General features: G+C 61.4%; 18 protein-coding genes. 11 read left to right on the plus strand and 7 right to left on the minus strand.

Annotated features, from left to right (window positions below; translation table 11 throughout):
- The first annotated feature begins 109 nt into the window (after window positions 1-109).
- The 3 genes from serS to surE all read left to right on the plus strand — a co-directional run bounded on the left by serS (window position 110) and on the right by surE (window position 3044).
- Entirely contained in the window at window positions 110-1456 is a 1347-nt protein-coding gene (serS, locus tag ABSE61_RS16785; protein WP_423872247.1) for a serine--tRNA ligase, read from the plus strand.
- Between the two features lie 227 nt (window positions 1457-1683).
- The gene (locus ABSE61_RS16790) at window positions 1684-2157 is read left to right on the plus strand and encodes a hypothetical protein (protein ID WP_423872248.1); all 474 of its coding nucleotides are present in this window, start codon (window positions 1684-1686) and stop codon (window positions 2155-2157) included.
- A gap of 119 nt (window positions 2158-2276) precedes the next feature.
- Complete coding sequence (surE, locus tag ABSE61_RS16795; protein ID WP_423872249.1) at window positions 2277-3044, plus strand: 5'/3'-nucleotidase SurE; 768 nt, start codon at window positions 2277-2279, stop codon at window positions 3042-3044.
- Window positions 3045-3071: 27 nt separating this feature from the next.
- Here the strand turns inward: surE and ABSE61_RS16800 are convergent, their stop codons facing one another.
- Window positions 3072-3449, minus strand: a complete 378-nt coding sequence (locus ABSE61_RS16800; RefSeq protein ID WP_423872250.1) for a response regulator — start codon at window positions 3447-3449, stop codon at window positions 3072-3074.
- Window positions 3450-3624: 175 nt separating this feature from the next.
- On the opposite strand from ABSE61_RS16800, the gene ABSE61_RS16805 reads away from it, so the two are divergent.
- Together ABSE61_RS16805 and ABSE61_RS16810 are read left to right on the plus strand one after the other, a co-directional pair.
- Entirely contained in the window at window positions 3625-4275 is a 651-nt protein-coding gene (locus ABSE61_RS16805; RefSeq protein WP_423872251.1) for a protein-L-isoaspartate(D-aspartate) O-methyltransferase, read from the plus strand.
- A 108-nt stretch (window positions 4276-4383) separates the two neighbouring features.
- Window positions 4384-5709 carry a peptidoglycan DD-metalloendopeptidase family protein gene (locus ABSE61_RS16810; RefSeq protein ID WP_423872252.1) on the plus strand — a complete coding sequence of 442 codons (1326 nt, stop codon included), beginning with the start codon at window positions 4384-4386 and terminating at the stop codon, window positions 5707-5709.
- Here ABSE61_RS16810 and ABSE61_RS16815 read toward each other — a convergent pair.
- Window positions 5696-6667, minus strand: coding sequence for an ATP-binding protein (locus ABSE61_RS16815; protein WP_423872253.1), 972 nt, complete (start codon window positions 6665-6667; stop codon window positions 5696-5698). The two genes, ABSE61_RS16810 and ABSE61_RS16815, sit on opposite strands and share 14 nt — an antisense overlap.
- A 217-nt stretch (window positions 6668-6884) precedes the next feature.
- On the opposite strand from ABSE61_RS16815, the gene yajC reads away from it, so the two are divergent.
- From yajC to ABSE61_RS16840, 5 genes are read left to right on the plus strand one after another with little or no spacing between them, the layout of a single operon-like run.
- Window positions 6885-7250, plus strand: coding sequence for a preprotein translocase subunit YajC (gene yajC, locus ABSE61_RS16820; RefSeq protein ID WP_423872254.1), 366 nt, complete (start codon window positions 6885-6887; stop codon window positions 7248-7250).
- A 40-nt stretch (window positions 7251-7290) separates the two neighbouring features.
- Complete coding sequence (secD, locus tag ABSE61_RS16825; RefSeq protein WP_423872255.1) at window positions 7291-8886, plus strand: protein translocase subunit SecD; 1596 nt, start codon at window positions 7291-7293, stop codon at window positions 8884-8886.
- Window positions 8887-8899: 13 nt separating this feature from the next.
- Entirely contained in the window at window positions 8900-9904 is a 1005-nt protein-coding gene (gene secF / locus ABSE61_RS16830) for a protein translocase subunit SecF (RefSeq protein WP_423872256.1), read from the plus strand.
- Between the two features lie 6 nt (window positions 9905-9910).
- Window positions 9911-10297: an Mth938-like domain-containing protein gene (locus ABSE61_RS16835; RefSeq protein ID WP_423872257.1), complete on the plus strand. Its 387-nt coding sequence runs from the start codon at window positions 9911-9913 to the stop codon at window positions 10295-10297.
- Complete coding sequence (locus ABSE61_RS16840; protein WP_423872258.1) at window positions 10294-11157, plus strand: phytoene/squalene synthase family protein; 864 nt, start codon at window positions 10294-10296, stop codon at window positions 11155-11157. The genes ABSE61_RS16835 and ABSE61_RS16840 overlap by 4 nt, the downstream gene beginning before the upstream one ends.
- 4 nt (window positions 11158-11161) lie before the next feature.
- On the opposite strand, the gene ABSE61_RS16845 is transcribed toward ABSE61_RS16840, so the two are convergent.
- From ABSE61_RS16845 to ABSE61_RS16865, 5 genes are all read right to left on the minus strand, one after another.
- On the minus strand, window positions 11162-12253 hold the full coding sequence (locus tag ABSE61_RS16845; protein WP_423872259.1) for an AMP-binding enzyme: 1092 nt from the start codon (window positions 12251-12253) through the stop codon (window positions 11162-11164).
- A gap of 7 nt (window positions 12254-12260) precedes the next feature.
- Window positions 12261-13691 (minus strand): methylenetetrahydrofolate--tRNA-(uracil(54)-C(5))-methyltransferase (FADH(2)-oxidizing) TrmFO, encoded by a 1431-nt coding sequence (trmFO, locus tag ABSE61_RS16850; protein WP_423872265.1) that lies wholly within the window; start codon window positions 13689-13691, stop codon window positions 12261-12263.
- A 106-nt stretch (window positions 13692-13797) separates the two neighbouring features.
- Entirely contained in the window at window positions 13798-13950 is a 153-nt protein-coding gene (locus ABSE61_RS16855) for a DUF1127 domain-containing protein (RefSeq protein ID WP_072824413.1), read from the minus strand.
- Window positions 13951-14301: 351 nt separating this feature from the next.
- Window positions 14302-15081: a lytic murein transglycosylase gene (locus tag ABSE61_RS16860; RefSeq protein WP_423872260.1), complete on the minus strand. Its 780-nt coding sequence runs from the start codon at window positions 15079-15081 to the stop codon at window positions 14302-14304.
- Window positions 15082-15261: 180 nt separating this feature from the next.
- The gene (locus ABSE61_RS16865; RefSeq protein WP_423872261.1) at window positions 15262-16170 is read right to left on the minus strand and encodes a DUF2189 domain-containing protein; all 909 of its coding nucleotides are present in this window, start codon (window positions 16168-16170) and stop codon (window positions 15262-15264) included.
- A 453-nt stretch (window positions 16171-16623) separates the two neighbouring features.
- On the opposite strand from ABSE61_RS16865, the gene ABSE61_RS16870 reads away from it, so the two are divergent.
- Window positions 16624-17025, plus strand: a complete 402-nt coding sequence (locus tag ABSE61_RS16870) for a DUF3597 domain-containing protein (RefSeq protein ID WP_423872262.1) — start codon at window positions 16624-16626, stop codon at window positions 17023-17025.
- Window positions 17026-17191 lie beyond the last annotated feature (166 nt).

Consider the following 17191-nt stretch of genomic DNA (forward strand, 5'->3'; position numbering starts at 1 on the left):
GCTGCTTGCGATTCGTCATGCTTGGACTTGACCCGGGCATCCACGACTTGGTCTAACGCAGCAAAGACGTGGATGGCCGGACAAGCCCGGTCACGGCGGGAAGTAAGCTATGCACGACATCAAATTGATACGTGAAAATCCAACCGCGTTCGACCAAGCGCTCGGACGGCGTGGGCTACCGCCAAGAGCCGTCGAGTTGATCGGGATCGATGAACGTCGCCGCCATCTGATCTTAGCATCAGAGCAAGCGCAGGCGCGGCGCAATGCTGCGTCGAAGGAAGTCGGTGATGCGAAAAGGGCAAAAGACGATGCCCGAGCCAATGAGCTGATGGCAGAGGTGACCGAGCTCAAGACCAAGATGCCGCAGCTCGAAGCGTCCGCAAAGGCGGCAGACCAAGAACTTACAAAAGAATTGGCCGCAATTCCCAATTTGCCGCTCGATGAAGTACCTGACGGTGTGGACGAGCACGGCAATGTGCAACACCACGTGTTCGGCAAGGCGCGCAGCTACGCCTTCGCGCCAAAGCCGCATGACGATCTCGGAACAGCTCTTCGCCAGATGGACTTCGAGGCGGCGGCGAAATTATCCGGCGCGCGCTTTGTCGTATTGAAGAAGGGTCTGGCGCGGCTAGAGCGCGCGATCGGACAATTCATGCTCGATCTACACACAAACGAGCACGGCTATGCCGAAATCAATCCGCCGCTGCTCGTGCGCGATGAGGTGATGTTCGGCACCGGGCAATTGCCGAAATTCGAAGACGATCAATTCTGGGCCATCAAGGGCGAATTGCTCGCGGCCGCCAGCGATGAGGACGGAATAGAAAATTTGCGAAGTGGACGGTTGGGTCTCATCCCCACGGCTGAGGTGTCGCTGACCAATCTCGTCCGCGAATCCATCGTCGACGACAAGGAATTGCCGATGCGCTTGACGGCGCTGACGCCGTGCTTTCGCGCCGAAGCCGGTGCGGCCGGGCGCGATACCCGTGGCATGATCCGGCAGCATCAATTCACGAAAGTTGAACTGGTCTCGATCACCACAACCGAAACTAGCAAGGACGAGCATGAGCGCATGCTCGCTTGCGCGGAGGAAGTGCTGCGCCGGCTCGACCTGCACTACCGTGTCATGACACTGTGCGCGGGCGACATGGGCTTCTCCGCGCAAAAAACCTACGACATCGAAGTATGGATGCCCGGGCAGGGCGAGGGCGGCGCGTTCCGCGAAATCTCAAGCTGTTCGGTCTGCGGCGACTTTCAGGCGCGGCGGATGGACGCGCGCTATCGCGGGCCCGACAGCAAGCCGCGCTTCGTACACACGCTCAACGGCTCGGGCACGGCGGTTGGCCGCGCGCTGATCGCGGTGATGGAAACCTACCAGCAGGCCGACGGCTCGATTGCCGTGCCTGACGTGCTGCAGCCCTATATGGGCGGCGCCAAGGTCGTCTCGTCCGACCGCTAGTGGTCCGATTTTAACATTCGCATCGCTTCTCAGCGGCCACTTTTGCGAATGGCAAATCCACGCCGCTAGCGGCTCAGTTTTTCGAAGTTCGTTTCTACCACACCAAGCGATTTGTTTCGGCGCGAGGCGTGATCGCAGTTGCGAAGGCTGCGCGCGCGGGTAATCTCGGTTTCCGATTATGTGCAAGTATGTTTTCAAGTACATTTTTCGGAAAATGACGACAGCCGATGGCCCTGCACCGCGACATCTATTGGGTGGGCAAACAATGGGCAGTCACGGGCCATGGCATCCAGGCCTGTAATCAGAAGCAGAAGAGCCAGTTCGACATCGAAGGGGCGCGGCTATGGGACGACGGCGTGCAGGAGGCCGTTCGCGCCGAGAAATGGGTCAATACCGATGACTTTGAAAAAGCCGTCGCCGTTGCCCGCAAATACTATCCCGAGCCGCCCGGATGGACGCCGCCAAAAAAGCCGGCGGCGCCGCTAGAAATTCAGCCAGCTCCGCCTCCACCGGTCAAGTCGGCTCCGCCTCCACCGGCTAAACCGGCTCCGCCGCCGCAGCCGATCGTGGTTCCGGAACCTTCCATGAAGCCGGCGGCGCCGAACTTCGATATGCGGTTCGAGGGATTGGGCGGCAAGCTCACGCCGGTCTGGCGCATCCGCACACCGGTCGCCGATCGGCAGGACAATCGATCGTCCTGATAACCGTGTGCCCGAAAGGCCAGGGCAGCCGAACAAAACCCATAGTAAAAACAACGGGTTTGCGTCACGCCCCATAGCCGGATAAGACGGCACAAGCGATAGAGAGGGCCGCTCGAGCGATGCGAATTTTATGTACCAACGACGATGGCATCCACGCGCCGGGCCTGAAGATCGTGGAGCAGATCGCCCGCGAATTGTCCGACGATGTCTGGGTGGTCGCGCCGGAACTCGATCAGTCCGGCGTTTCGCATTCGCTGTCGCTCAATGACCCACTTCGGTTGCGTGAAGTCGGCCCCCGCCATTTTGCGGTCCGGGGCACGCCGACCGACTGCGTCATCATGGGCGCGCGCCACATCCTCGGCCAGAAGCTGCCGGATCTCGTGCTCTCGGGCGTCAACAAGGGCCGCAATGTCGCCGAGGACGTCGTCTATTCCGGCACCATCGCTGGCGCGCTCGAAGGCACGATCCTGGGCCTGCCTTCCTTTGCGCTGTCGCAGGAGTTTTCGGTGGAGACACGCGAAAAGCCGTTGTGGGACACCGCGCTGAAATTCGGCCCCGCGATCCTGCGCAAGGTGATCGACGCCGGCGTTCCGAAAGACACCGTGATCAACGTCAACTTTCCGGCTTGCGCGCCGGACGAGGTTGCCGGGGTGCGCGTGACCCGGCAGGGCAAGCGCAATCTGGGCTTCTTGAAAATCGACCAGCGGCGCGACGGCCGCGGCAATCCATATTTCTGGATCGGATTTGAACGGCTGGCCAAGGTCGATGTTCCGGCCGAGGGTACGGACCTGTGGGCGCTGGCATCGCGTTATGTCTCGGTGACGCCGCTGCGTCTCGACCGCACCGACGAGGCGTTTTCAGCCGCGCTGACCTCGACGCTGAAGTGAAGCCGCCTATCTTACGGAATGCGCGCTTTAGGCCGCGGGGCGTTTGAGCGCCTGATCGACGGCGCGGCCCAGCGTTTCGATCTGGAAAGGCTTTTGCAACGCCGGCCGGTCGCGATATTCCGCCGGCAAGCCCGAGGACCCATAGCCGGTCGCGAAGATGAAGGGGCGGTTGCGCGCCGCGATCAGGTCGGCAACCGGCGAAATGACCTTGCCGTTGACGTTGACGTCAAGGATGGCAAGATCGAACTCGACCGATTGTGCCAGCTTGAGGGCGTCACCGATTTCGCCGGACTCGGCGGCGATGCTGTAGCCGAGTTCTTCCAGCATGTCGGCGACCATCATCCTGATCATGACCTCGTCTTCAACGAGGAATACCGATCCGCCTGACGTCCGCTCCGTACCCATCCATGGAATCCCTGCCTGCTGGGAAACAAAGGTTCGCAAATATCGCCAGCGGGCGCAATCACGACCTACCGGTCCAGCCGCCCGGTGGAACACGGAATTGAATGATATGTTCCCGGGAATCGCGCGATTTGTGCCATCACATAGCCGGCGGCCATAAGACGGTCGATGGATCCAGATGCCTGACAGCCAGAACCCGCCCGAGAAGATGAAGTTTCAGCTGAGCCTGAGGCGGCGTGGGATCAGCGATCAGGCCGTGCTGCGTACCATGGAGGATGTCCCGCGCGAGCTGTTCGTCGAACCGGCCGACCGCGGCGTGGCCTACTGCGACACCGCACTCGGGATCGCTTGCGGGCAGACCATCAGCCAGCCCTTCGTGGTCGCCTACATGACCGAGCAACTCGGCTTGCAGAAGTCCCACCGGGTGCTCGAGATCGGCACCGGCTCCGGCTATCAGTCAGCCGTGTTGTCCAGGCTGTGCGCGCACGTGCTGACGATCGAACGCTACCGAACGCTGGCCGACCGTGCCCGGGCGCGGCTGGAGAAGCTCGGCTGCGACAACGTCGAGGTGCTGCTGGGGGACGGCTTTGACGTTCCTGCGGGCGCGGGCAATTTCGATCGCATCCTCGTCACTGCGGCGATGGAGCAAATCCCGGATGCGCTGGCGCAACGGCTCGAACCGGAAGGCGTCCTGATCGCCCCGGTCGGTCCGCTCCATGGCGTCCAGACCTTGATCCGTCTGGTCAGGACCGAAACCGGCTTTGAGCGTAAAGAGCTTGTCGACGTGCGTTTTGTGCCGGCGCTGCCGGGCATTGCACGCGAACTGTAGAATCCCGGATCGGCTTTCCGGCCAACATCTTAATCCTAAGCTTAAGCGGTTATTTACTCGGTACGTGTTTACTCAAAACAGTATTTTGTTGCGTACGAGTGAGTAACCATGTCCCGTGCCGTCGAGTTACTTTGCTCGCGCCGTGCTCCGCATGTCGCGGTACTGGCGCTGATGTCGATCGGTTTTGCTGGTTGCAGCGCCGACATGCAGAGCCGCCTTTCCGAAAATCCCTTTGCTTCACAACAGGAATCCACGGCTTCGGTGCCGCCGGCCCGCGTCGAACGGCATGATCTTCCTCAATATTCGCGGCCCCAATCGCAGGTTCAGTCGCAGAATATTCCGCCGGCCATTGCCGCGCCGCAGTCCTATCCGCAGTCGGGGGCTGGCGTTTCCGGCGGCGGCCGGGGGTTGTCGTCCTACACGCCTCCGGCCCGCCCGATCGAGACGACCGGTAGTGTTCCGCATTCAGTTGCGGCGCTGCACCCGGCCCATGGCACAACGATCATTGTCGGCACCAGCGACACGCTGGAGATCGTAGCCCGTCGCTACAACGTGACGCCGGCCGCGATCCTTCAGGCCAACGGTTATAAAGGGCCACGCGTCCTGTCGCCGGGACAGCAGCTGATCATTCCGCGGCCGGGTGCGGCTGTTGTTGCCGCGGCCCCCGTGATGTCGGCGCCTGTTAGCAAGGCGGTCATGACTGCCGCGGCTGCGCCATCCGTCCATGTCGTCAACCACGGCGACACCTTGATGAGCATCGCGCGCCGCAACCATATTTCCGCAGGCGAACTCGCCAGGGCCAATGGCCTGGATTCGAGTGCGAAGCTCAGGATCGGCATGAAGCTTAACGTGCCCGTGAAGGCATCGGCCGCCTCCGCGCCAGTCGCGCAGCCCGTTGTGGCGCAGGCCGCGCCGGTATCGGCCCCGCCTGCGACCAAGCTCGCGGCGGTCACGACAGATTCCCAGCAAAAGGCCCGATTGGCCCAGACCACGAATGTCGAAGAAACGCCCGCGGCTGAGCCTCCCGCAAAGGCCACTGAGGCAACTGGCGCTCTGCCGACCTTCCGTTGGCCGGTTCGGGGCAAGGTGATCACGGGCTACGGCGCCAAGACCAATGGCAAGTCCAATGACGGCATCAATCTCGCCGTGCCGGAAGGCACGCCGGTGAAGGCCGCCGAAGACGGCGTGGTCGCGTACTCCGGCAATGAACTGAAGGGCTACGGCAATCTCGTGCTAGTGCGCCACTCGAACGGCTACGTCACCGCCTATGCACATGCCAGCGAGTTGCTGGTGAAACGCGGCGATACCATCAAGCGCGGCCAGATCATTGCCAAGTCAGGGCAATCGGGCGAGGTCGGCTCGCCCCAGCTTCACTTCGAAATCCGCAAGGGTTCGAATCCCGTCGATCCGCTCCAGTTCCTCAACGGAGCTTGATCCGCACGCCAAGCCGTCCTGCCAGTTCCTGCGTGAACTGCCAGGCCACGCGGCCTGAACGGGAGCCACGGGTGGTCGACCATTCCAGTGCCTCGCGTTCAAGCTCTTCTTCCCCAAGCTTGATGCCGAAATGGCCGCAATAGCCTTTCACCATGGCCAGGTATTCGTCCTGGCTGCAGCGGTGGAAGCCCAGCCACAATCCAAAACGATCCGACAGCGAAACCTTTTCTTCCACGGCTTCGCCGGGGTTGATCGCGGTCGAGCGTTCGTTCTCGATCATCTCACGCGCCAAAAGATGCCTGCGGTTTGAGGTCGCATAGAGGATCACGTTGTCGGGGCGTCCCTCGATGCCGCCCTCCAGCACCGCCTTGAGCGATTTGTAGGAGGCGTCGTTGCCGTCGAAGGACAGATCGTCGCAGAACACGATGGCATGGAACGGCGCGTTGCGCAGGATGTCCATCAACGCCGGCAGGCTTTCGATATCTTCGCGATGAATCTCGATCAGCTTCAGCCGGTCGGCCGGCTTGCGGTTGAGGTTGATGCTGGCGTGCGCGGCTTTCACCAGAGAGGATTTTCCCATGCCGCGCGCGCCCCATAACAGTGCGTTGTTGGCGGGAAAGCCGTTGGCGAAGCGTTCGGTATTTTCGATCAGGATGTCGCGCATCCGGTCGATGCCCTTGAGCAGGCCGATATCGACGCGGCTGACATGGGGCACGGGCGCAAGCCGCCCGTCGGGATGCCAGACAAAGGCATCGGCGTGATGCAGGGCTTCGCCTCCGTCGGATGCCGGTGCTGCGGCCGCGAGATGGGCCGCGATGGTCTCTAATGCCAAAGCAATTCGCTCTGCCGTTTCGGGGGCCGAGGGAGCTTTCGGACGCTTGGCGGCCAGTTGCGGTGTGGTCTGCCGCTTGGGTTTTTGTGCAGGGCGAGGGGCGTTTTTTGTGGGCTTTTTCGACATCTTGGGCCTTTCCGACGGCGAACCCTTAACGGGCCTTGCCGGGGCTCGCAAGCGGTGCAAATGAGGGGGTGAGCTGGCGTTTTCCGGCGGTACTGGCGGCGTTGCAATTGGAGCGCTGGCCGCTATAGTCCGCGCCAAATTTGACCCCGGATCCCGCGGCTAGGTGGGTAGCGAATGTCAAATCCTCTCCGCTAGCCGTTCCACAAGGATTGAACGAATGCTGATTACCCCTGCGTATGCCCAGGCCGCGGCCGGCGGCGACGCCAACAGTATGTTGATGTCGCTGCTGCCGTTCGCGCTGATTTTCGTGATCATGTATTTCCTGATTTTGCGTCCGCAGCAGAAGAAGGTGAAGGATCACGCTGAACTCGTGAAGAATATCCGCCGTGGCGACACGGTGGTGACGACGGGCGGGTTGGTCGGCAAGGTGACAAAGGTGGTGGATGACGATCAGATCGAGTTCGAGATTTCGGACGGTGTTCGCGTTCGCCAGATGCGGCAGATGATTTCCGGCGTTCGTGCCAAGGGAGAACCGGCCAAGGAGAAGGGCGAACTCAGCAAGGACGAAAGCGCCGCGGGCTGATATCGAGCACCGCTTTCTCTGGATCTGACGAGTCAATTCAATGCTTTATTTTACGCGGTGGAAGGCGCTGGCGATCATCCTGACGGCGCTGGTGGTGTGTCTGTGCGCTGTGCCGAACTTCTTCCCGGAAGCGCGAGTCAAGACATGGCCGCTTTGGGCGCAGCGTCATCTGGTGCTCGGCCTCGATCTGCAAGGCGGCTCCTATCTGCTGCTCGAAGTCGATTCGAATTACGTCAAGAAAGAGAAACTCGATCAGATCCGGGACGACGTCCGTCGTGTGCTGCGCGAGGCAAGGATCGTCTATACCGGGCTCAACGTGCGCAACGACGCGGTCGAAGTGCGCATCACCAAGGACACCGATCAGCAGACGGCCTTGAGCAAGTTGCGTGACTTGTCGCAGCCGCTCGGCGGCCTGCTCGGCTCCAACGGCCAGCGCAGCCTGGAAGTGGCCGACGCCGGCAATGGCACGATCCGGCTGACAGTGCCGCAGGCAGCGATTACCGACCGCATCCGTCAGACGATTGAGCAATCGATCCAGATCGTGGAAAAACGCGTCAACGAACTCGGCACCGTGGAGCCGGTAATCCAGCGCCAGGGGACCGATCGCATTCTGGTGCAGGTGCCGGGCTTGCAGGACCCCACGCGACTGAAGGAACTGCTCGGCAAGACCGCCAAGATGGAATTCCGCATGGTCGATGAGGCCGTGCCGCCGGACGCAGCCTTGCAAGGAAAGATACCGCCGGACGATGAACTCTTGTCAGAGGTCACGGGGCAGAAGCTCGTCATCAAGAAGCAGATCCTGGTTTCCGGTGGTGATCTAAGCGACGCGCAGACCTCGTTCGATCAACGTTCAAGCGAACCCGTCGTGAGCTTCAAATTCAATTCGGCCGGTGCGCGCAAGTTTGCGCAAGCCACCACCGAAAATGTCGGGCAGCGCTTTGCAATCGTGCTGGATAACCAGGTGATCTCCGCCCCGGTGATCCGCGAGCCTATCATCGGCGGGCAAGGCCAGATCTCCGGCAGCTTCACGGTTCAGTCGGCGAACGACCTTGCGATCCTGTTGCGCGCCGGCGCGCTGCCGGCGCCGCTGACCGTGATCGAGGAACGCACGGTCGGTCCGGGTCTTGGTCAGGACTCGATCGAAAAGGGTGAACTGGCTGCTTATGTCGGCTCGATCCTGGTCGTGGTCTTCATGCTCGTGACCTATCGGCTGTTCGGACTGTTCGCCAACATCGCCGTCGCCATCAACGTGGCGATGATTTTTGGCGTGCTGTCGCTGCTGAACGCGACGCTGACCTTGCCGGGCATTGCCGGCATCGTGCTGACGGTCGGCATCGCGGTCGATTCCAACGTTCTGATCTATGAGCGCATTCGCGAAGAAATCCGGGGCGGGCGTAACGCCATTTCGGCCATCGACGCCGGCTTCAAGCGCGCGCTCGCAACCATTCTGGACTCGAACATTACGACATTCATCGCCGCCGCCGTGCTGTTCTATATCGGCACCGGTCCGGTTCGTGGGTTCGCGGTAACCCTCGGCATCGGCATTCTCACCACGGTTTTCACGGCCTTCACGCTCACCCGGCTGATCGTGGCTTGGTGGGTGCGGTGGAAGCGGCCGCAAAGCGTGCCGATCTGAAGGAAATGCGGCTGTGACTCATCTCGTTCTGATTGGACTGGGCGCTCTCATCGTCGTGCTGACGGTGGTCAGCATTTTCGGGCTGCTGCCGCCGTTGCGCATTGTTCCCGACAATACGCATTTCGATTTCACGCGCTTTCGCCGCATCAGCTTCCCGATTTCGGCGCTGCTCTCGATCGTCGCGATCACGCTGTTCTTCACCCACGGGCTGAATTTCGGCATCGACTTCAAGGGCGGAACGCTCATGGAAGTGCGGGCCAAATCTGGAACTGCCGACATCGCTTCGATGCGGGCTTCGCTCGGTAGCCTCGGCCTCGGCGACATCCAGTTGCAGCAATTTGGCGGTCCCGACGAGGTCTTGATCAGGGTTGCCGAACAGCCGGGCGGCGACCAGGCGCAACAGGCGGCGGTTCAGAAAGTGCGTGGCGCGTTTGGCGATTCCGTCGAATACCGGCGTGTCGAAGTCGTCGGACCGCGTGTCTCGGGCGAATTGCTGGCCTACGGCATGCTCGGCCTGATGCTCGCGATCGTCGCCATCCTGATTTATCTCTGGTTCCGCTTCGAGTGGCAGTTCGCGCTCGGCGCCATGATCGCCAACGTGCATGATATCGTGCTGACGATCGGCTTCATGTCGATCTCCCAGGTCGATTTCGACCTGACGAGTATCGCCGCGCTCCTGACTATTCTCGGCTACTCGCTGAACGATACCGTCGTCATCTACGACCGCATTCGAGAAATGCTCCGGCGCTACAAGAAAATGCCGATGCCGGAACTGCTCAACGAGTCCATCAATTCGACGCTGTCGCGCTCGATCATCACCCACGTCACGGTGACATTGGCCCTGCTCGCGCTGTTGTTGTTCGGCGGCAATGCGATCCACAGCTTCACAGCCGTGATGATGTTCGGCGTGGTGCTGGTCGGCACCTATACGTCGATCTTCATCGCCGCGCCGATCCTGATCTATCTCGGCGTCGGCACGAACCGCGCTGATACGCCGGACACGCCCAAGAAGAAGTGACGCGGCATGGTCCCGACCCCATCGGATGCTCCACATCTTCCGAGGTCGGCGCCGATCGACGCTTACGGGAATGGCGGCTTTGCCTTTGCCGACATGTCACATCGGGGATCGCTCCTGTGCCTGCCGGATGCGATCTGGGCCTGGCCGGTCACGAAGGCGGCCGAGATCGATGAATATACGCTGTCGCGCGTATTTGCTGCGGCCAACAGCATCGATTCATTGATTATCGGAACCGGAACCGATGTCTGGATTGCGCCGAACCGGCTGCGCGAGGCGCTCCGCACCGTCCATGTCGGCCTCGACTCCATGCAGACGGGACCTGCCATCCGTACCTACAACATCATGATCGGAGAGCGGCGGCGTGTGGCTGCGGCGCTGATCGCAGTGCCATGAGCACATCCACAGAAGACAAGAGCGCCGCCGGCCATTGCGCCGAGGTTGTTCGCACAGACGATTTTGCCCGTTATGCGTCGACCTTGTTTGTGCCGGCGCCGGAACGCCGCGCGCTGCTGGCGCTCTATGCCTTCAATGTCGAGATTTGCCGTGTTCATACCCAGGTGAGCCAGCCGCTTCCGGGCGAGATACGCTTGCAATGGTGGCGCGACATGCTCGGTGGCAGCGCCCACGGCGGCGTTGAGGGAAATCCAGTTGCTGCCGAATTGCTGTTAGCCGTCCGCAGCCATCGGCTGCCGGTGGAGCGGCTCTCGCGCCTGATTGAGGAACATCAGTTCGATCTCTACAACGACCCGATGCCGACCATGGCCGCGCTTGAAGGTTACATCAACGACACTTCGTCGGCCTTGTTATCGCTGGCCGCGGCCGTGATGGGGCCGCTATCGAGTGAGGTCGAGCATCTGGCGCGGCACGCGGGATTGGCCCAGGGGATCGTGCAGGTCATGGCTTCGCTGCCGCTCGACGCCTCGCAACGCCGATTATTCGTGCCGCAACAGATGCTGGCAAAGCACGGTTGTGATCCTGAAGACGTATTTGCGGGCAAGCAGACGCCCAAATTACGCGAGGCGCTGGGTGACGTGTTGAGCGAAGCGCAGACGCATCTTGACACCGCCCTCACGCTGCTCACCTCCGTTGCGCCCGAGGTTCGTCCGGCGTTTCTCCCGCTGGCTCAAGTCAAACGCGATCTTGCTTTGCTGATGCGCGCCGACAACGATCCCTTCCTGCTGCGACCGTCGTCGCGATTTAAAACGCTGTGGGCATTGTGGCGCGCGTCCCACTCGCGCGCATTTTCGGACTGAAAAATCAGTTCATATCCGCCGCTTCGAAATTGAAGCGGTCGCGCAGATTCTTTCGTGACTCCAGAATGTTTTTCAAAAAGGCCCGATCGGGTTCGCTCGTTATCATGTTTTCGATCAGATCGAGTTGGTTGGTCGCAACCAGTTGCAGGAGCTCAATGCGCGGCTTGCCGTTGGCGTCGCGCGGCAGCGCCTTGACGATCTGGATGTGCTCCGGCGGCTTCGGTCCGCCTGAGGCCGCCAATTCACCCTTCAACTCGGTCTCGAGCGCGGCCTGGTCGGATTCGACGAATGCGTAGAGGCCGACGCCGGCGCGGCGATCGGCGAACGCGACAATGGCCGCATCGCGCACCGCCGGATTTTTCCGGATCTCCTGGACAAGTACGGGCGCGTCGTTGACGAGTCGCCGCCCGCCGCCTTCGCGATCGGTGAAATTGAACAGGCCGCGGGTGATGGCGCGATAGACTTTCTTTCCGGTCGCAAGCCACAGGCTGGCAACGAACGACTTGCGGGCGAGAATCTGATGCTCCTTCGCTGTCAGGGCCTCCGGTGCATAGCTGCGTTTGTGCTTCAAAAGATGCCGAAGGTCTTCATAGGCGGCGATGCGAAACAGCCGGCTGCGCGTTCGAAAGCATGCGGCGAGTTGAAAATCGGTGAGATAGGCCCGGCCATCACGCCCGACCAGCCAGTTCTGTTCTTTGGCAAGGTCATTGTGGCAGACGCCGGCGCGATGCAGCCGCCGCAGCGCCTGCTTGGCCGAATGAAAGTAAGCGACGTTGCCCGCTGGCTTGACGAGGTGCAGCGCCACCCCGTCGATGAAACCGCGCACCAGCGCTTGCCGGCCGGACCACAGCAATGGCGGCGCGACTTTGAGGTCATGTACGATCGCGAGCGCATGCTGTTCGCGCCGGAATAAATGGCGCGCCGGCAGGTACGACCACCAGGGCACCTGGTCGATCCGGCGCAGGATCGCATCGACTTCACCATTTGCGCCGCGGAAGCGGCCACGCTCGACAGACGAGAATACGTCGCGTTTGAGCAGCACGCCTTCGGTCCATTGCGCTGCCAGGATTGCAGCGTCGTCTCTTGGCAGGCTCATGAGGGGCTCACGCTGCTGCGGCCAGCTGCAAATGATCGGCGATCCAGCGATCGATATCGCCCAGCGCCCGCGCGCTGAGGGCCTGACGCTTGGCGATCGCCTTTTCGTTGCCGCGCAGCCGCGTTCCATCCGGCTTTCGGGTCGGAGGATTGGCGAGCGGCGGAAACAGCCCGAAATTGACGTTCATCGGCTGGAACGAACGAGGGCCATTGTCGATCGTCTCCAGATGACCGCCGGTGATATGACCGAGCAACGATCCGAGTGCCGTAGTCGCAGGCGGCGGCGGCAGCGAACGGCCGCTTGCATCGGCCGCGGCGTAAAGCCCGGCGATCAGCCCGACGCTGGCGGATTCGACATAGCCTTCGCAGCCCGTCATCTGGCCGGCGAAGCGCATTCGCGGCGCTGCCCGCAGGCGCAGCTGCGCGTCCAACAGCTTGGGCGAATTCAGAAAGGTGTTGCGATGCAGCCCGCCGAGGCGGGCGAATTCAGCGTTCTCGAGGCCGGGAATCGTCCGGAAGATGCGCTGCTGCGCGCCGTACTTCAGCTTGGTCTGGAAGCCCACCATGTTGTACAGCGTGCCGAGTTTGTTGTCCTGGCGTAGTTGCACGATGGCGTAAGCTTTCAAGGTGGGGTCATGCGGATTCGTCAGCCCGACCGGCTTCATCGGGCCGTAACGGAGCGTCTCCACACCGCGCTCGGCCATCACTTCGATCGGAAGACAACCGTCGAAATAGGGCGTGCTGGTTTCCCAATCCTTGAAGTCGGTCTTTTCGCCTGCGATCAGCGCGGCGACGAAATTGTCATACTGCTCCTTGGTCAGGGGACAGTTGATGTAATCGGCGCCGGTGCCGCCGGGGCCGACCTTGTCATAGCGCGACTGAAACCACGCCTTCGACATATCGATGGTGTCGCGATGCACGATCGGCGCGATCGCATCGAAAAACGCCAGCGCGTTTTCGTCCGTCAGCCCGCGGATCGCTTCGGCCAGAGGCGCCGAGGTGAGGGGGCCGGTCGCGACAATGACGTTGTTCCAGTCGGTGGGTGGCAGCCCGTCGACTTCGCCGCGCCTGAGTTCGATCAGCGGGTGATCATCCAGCGCGCTCGTAACGGCGGCTGAAAAGCCGTCGCGATCGACCGCGAGCGCGCCGCCCGCCGGGACCTGGTTGGCGTCGGCCGCGCGCATGATCAGCGACCCAAGGCGGCGCATTTCGGCATGAAGCAACCCGACCGCGTTGTTGGCGGCATCGTCGGAGCGGAATGAATTCGAACAGACGAGCTCGGCCAAGCCCTCCGTCCGATGGGCCTCCGTCATCCGCTGTGGGCGCATCTCATGAAGAATCACGCGAACGCCCGCATTCGCGACCTGCCAGGCCGCTTCCGAGCCGGCAAGGCCGCCGCCGATGATGTGAAGGGGTTCCGATGAAGAAATACCTGTCATGCGGCACAGGTAGCGCGTTTCGCCCGAGAGTGGAATGCGCGCGTCCGATACAAACGACAACGCCCGCCGATGGCGGGCGCTATCCATCTTCCGTCACGTGCTTGAATCAGCCGTTGTAGTTGCCGGCCGCAACGCGCGGAATGTCCGAGCGATCAAGTCCGATATCGGCCAGTTCCCGATCGCTGAGCTGGGACAATTCGGCGACATTGCGCTGATAGTCGCGGAAAGCCTGGATCATTCGGATGAGCGAGAGCAGCATGGGTAGTCTCCTTGAATTCTGGATTCAGCCTTTGATGGAACTGAATCGTCGAACACAGATATAGACGTCCATATCGCAGTGCAGAAGCTCAAATGCTGCGTTGCAGCTAATCCTCCTGTGCATAGCTTGGTAAGAATTGATTAAGCATTCGGGCTATCACAGTAAAGTTGGCCCGGAAGGTGCTTACCGGAGAAATGCAAGCTTATGGGCTTGTTTGGAACGCCAAGTTCATGGATTCGGCTGCAAGTCACGCCCACGGCGCGGTTTTCCCGGCTAAATATTGGCCAGATCTATGCATGAGCTGGGCGCATGCCAATAAGTGAATTTTGAATCACTTTAGTGTCCAAAAAACTAAGGCGCGTGGGCCAGCTGCGTGGCGAAGGTAGCCACCGTTTTGGCGTAGACGTCGCTCTTGTTCCACTGCTGAAGCACTGGAAAATTCGGGCTTCCGGGCTGCCAGTCCTTGCCCTTTTGCCAGCCGTAACTCTGGAGGAAATTGGCGGTGGACGCGAGAACATCGGCCGGACTGCGCAAGAGGTCGCGGCGGCCGTTGGCGTCGAAATCGACGGCGAACTTGATGTAGTTCGACGGCATGAATTGGGTCTGGCCGATTTCGCCGGCCCAGGCGCCGTGCATTTCGGCGGGACTCAAGTCGCCGCGGTCGATGATCCGGAGCGCATCCAATAGCTCGCCGCGGAACAACTCGGCGCGGCGGCAATCATAGGCCAGTGTCGCCAACGAGCGCAGGGTCGGAAATTTCCCGATATTGACGCCGAAATCGGTTTCCAATCCCCAGATCGCGACCAGCACTTCGCCGGGCACGCCGTAGGTGTCCTCGATCCGCGACAGCACCGATCCATATTGTTTGAGCATGTTGGCGCCGCGCGTCAGGCGCGGCGGCACCATGCGGCCGGAAAACTCCTCAAAGCTCTGGCTGAAAACCTTCTGCGAGTGATCGCGTGAAAGCACACTCTGGTCGACCGTTACGCCGTTGAGGCTGGAGGTGATCGTCGCCTGCGAAATCCCCTTCGAGGCGGCCTCGGTCTTGAAATCGTCCAGCCAGCTCTGGAAGTTACTGGCACCGCACGGCACGGCGGCTTGCGCCGCAGTCGTCGATATCGCCAAGCCCATCGCAAGGGCGCAACCAAAAAACCGCCGATGTCGCAATCGAATAGCCTTCCGAATTGAGGAACGGGCGCGCGATATGTCGGGCGCAACCGCGGCCAAAACAAGGCTTAACTCGGTGTTGCGACGGAACTAAGTAGCAGACTGCCGGTGACCCGTGACCGGCAGTCCGCTCGCTACTGTCGATCAGGCGCCATCCTTGCGACGCCAGGGAAACAGGTTCGCCGGAAAGTCTGCGGCGGAGCGCTTCTCATGCGGTGGACGCGGCGTGGCGGGCCGCCGATTCGGATCTGGCGCGATCACCTTGCGATAGAGGTGCCAGGTCGCGTGACCGAGCAGCGGAATGACAATGGCAAGGCCGAGAAAGAACGGGATCGAGCCCACTACCAGCAATGCGGCAACGATCAACCCCCAGGTCGCCATGGCAAGCGGATTGGCGGCAACGACGCGGAGCGACGTCACCATGGCCTCTCCGGCACTGGCCTGCCGATCTAGCATCAGCGGGAAGGAGACCACGCTCACGCACAGCGCCACGAGTGCGAACAGGAAGCCTGTGCCGCATCCGACCACGATGAGCCACCAGCCTTGCGGAGTGGTCAGGACGCGCCTGGCAAAGTCGGGGATTTCAGCGGCGGACTCGTAGCCAAAGGCCGCCACATAGATGGCCTGCGCGGTCATGATCCAGACCACGAACAACGCGAACAGCAGCGTGCCGAGGCCAAGCATGGCGCCGAACGACGGCGAGGAGAAAACGCCAAGTGCGTCCCAGGCGGACGCACTCTCGCCGAGCTCGCGGCGGCGGCTGAGTTCATAAAGGCCGAGTGCTGCGAACGGGCCGAGCAACGCGAAGCCTGCGGCCAGCGGAAACAACAGCGGCAGGACCGAGTAGCCGAGCACCGCACGAGCAAGGACAAGCCCAAGTACCGGATAGATGAGGCAGAGAATGATGGCGTGGCTTGGAACTTCCTTGAAATCCTCCCAGCCGAGCCGCAACGCGTCGTGCAGATCGGACAGGCCGATCCGGCGGATGATGGGGCCGGCGTCTTGCGCTGGCTGAACCAGCGGTGGGGCATTGCCTGAATATGGATTGGCCATGGTCGCAGTCTCCCTCGACGCGGCGGGCCACTCTTGGCGTCAAAAAGAGGACGCACGGGACCGTCCGCAGAAACGATCACGATCAGGCCAGACGCGAAGACAGAAAACCAAAGCTGGCCTTGTCGCGAACTGATGAGTGGTAACCGTACTCCGATTTGCCTGCGTTGTCTCTCACGCTTGGGTGACGCTGCCGCGCAAATTCAGCGCGCAAATATTCGCCTCAATTTGAATTGTTTCGATAAAACTCTGCAACGCAACAGGACAGCGCTGCGAGCGTTGGTGTCATGCCGTCGTCATTGCCACGTAGTTCAGTCAAACCGCCGCAGCCGTCCCGCATTGGCAAGGTGTATCAAGCGGACTAAGGTTTATGCCGGTCCGGCTGGGGGTGCTGCCGGAATTGGGAACAAGCTGTTCACGTCTTCATCCGATCTCGGAATTCATCAGGAGCGAGCAATGAGTATTTTCGGAAAAATCATGAGCGCGATCTTTGGCACCTCGGCAAGTGCGACCCCCGCAAGCGGCGGCGCAGCCGCGCCCGCCTCGGGTGGGGCGGCATCATCGGGCAGCGCTTCAGCCGCTCCGGCCGCGCCCGCGCAAACCGTCGATGTGGCGCCGATCCTGGACAAGGCGGTCGCGGCGAAGAAGGAGAAACTGGAGTGGCGAACCTCGATCGTCGACCTGATGAAGGCGCTCGACATCGATTCAAGCCTCTCCGCTCGCAAGGACCTCGCCCACGAGCTCGGCTACACCGGCGATACCAACGATTCCGCGACCATGAATATCTGGCTGCACAAGCAGGTGATGGCCAAGCTTGCCGCGAATGGCGGCAAACTGCCAGCCGACGTCAAATGGTGATCTGATTTTCACAGGATGGCAAAAGGCCCGCGATTTGGCGGGCCTTTTTCATGGTGCGCCCAGCATGGGCGCACTCTTATGGGTGCAAGTCCCATCGTGAGTTGATCACAACGAGCGAAGTGAAGCGCAACTGCATGAGGGCGACCGAGTGTGGGGAGGAAGCGTG

The sequence above is a fragment of the Bradyrhizobium sp. genome, from assembly GCF_049519115.1.
Lineage (GTDB): Bacteria > Pseudomonadota > Alphaproteobacteria > Rhizobiales > Xanthobacteraceae > Bradyrhizobium.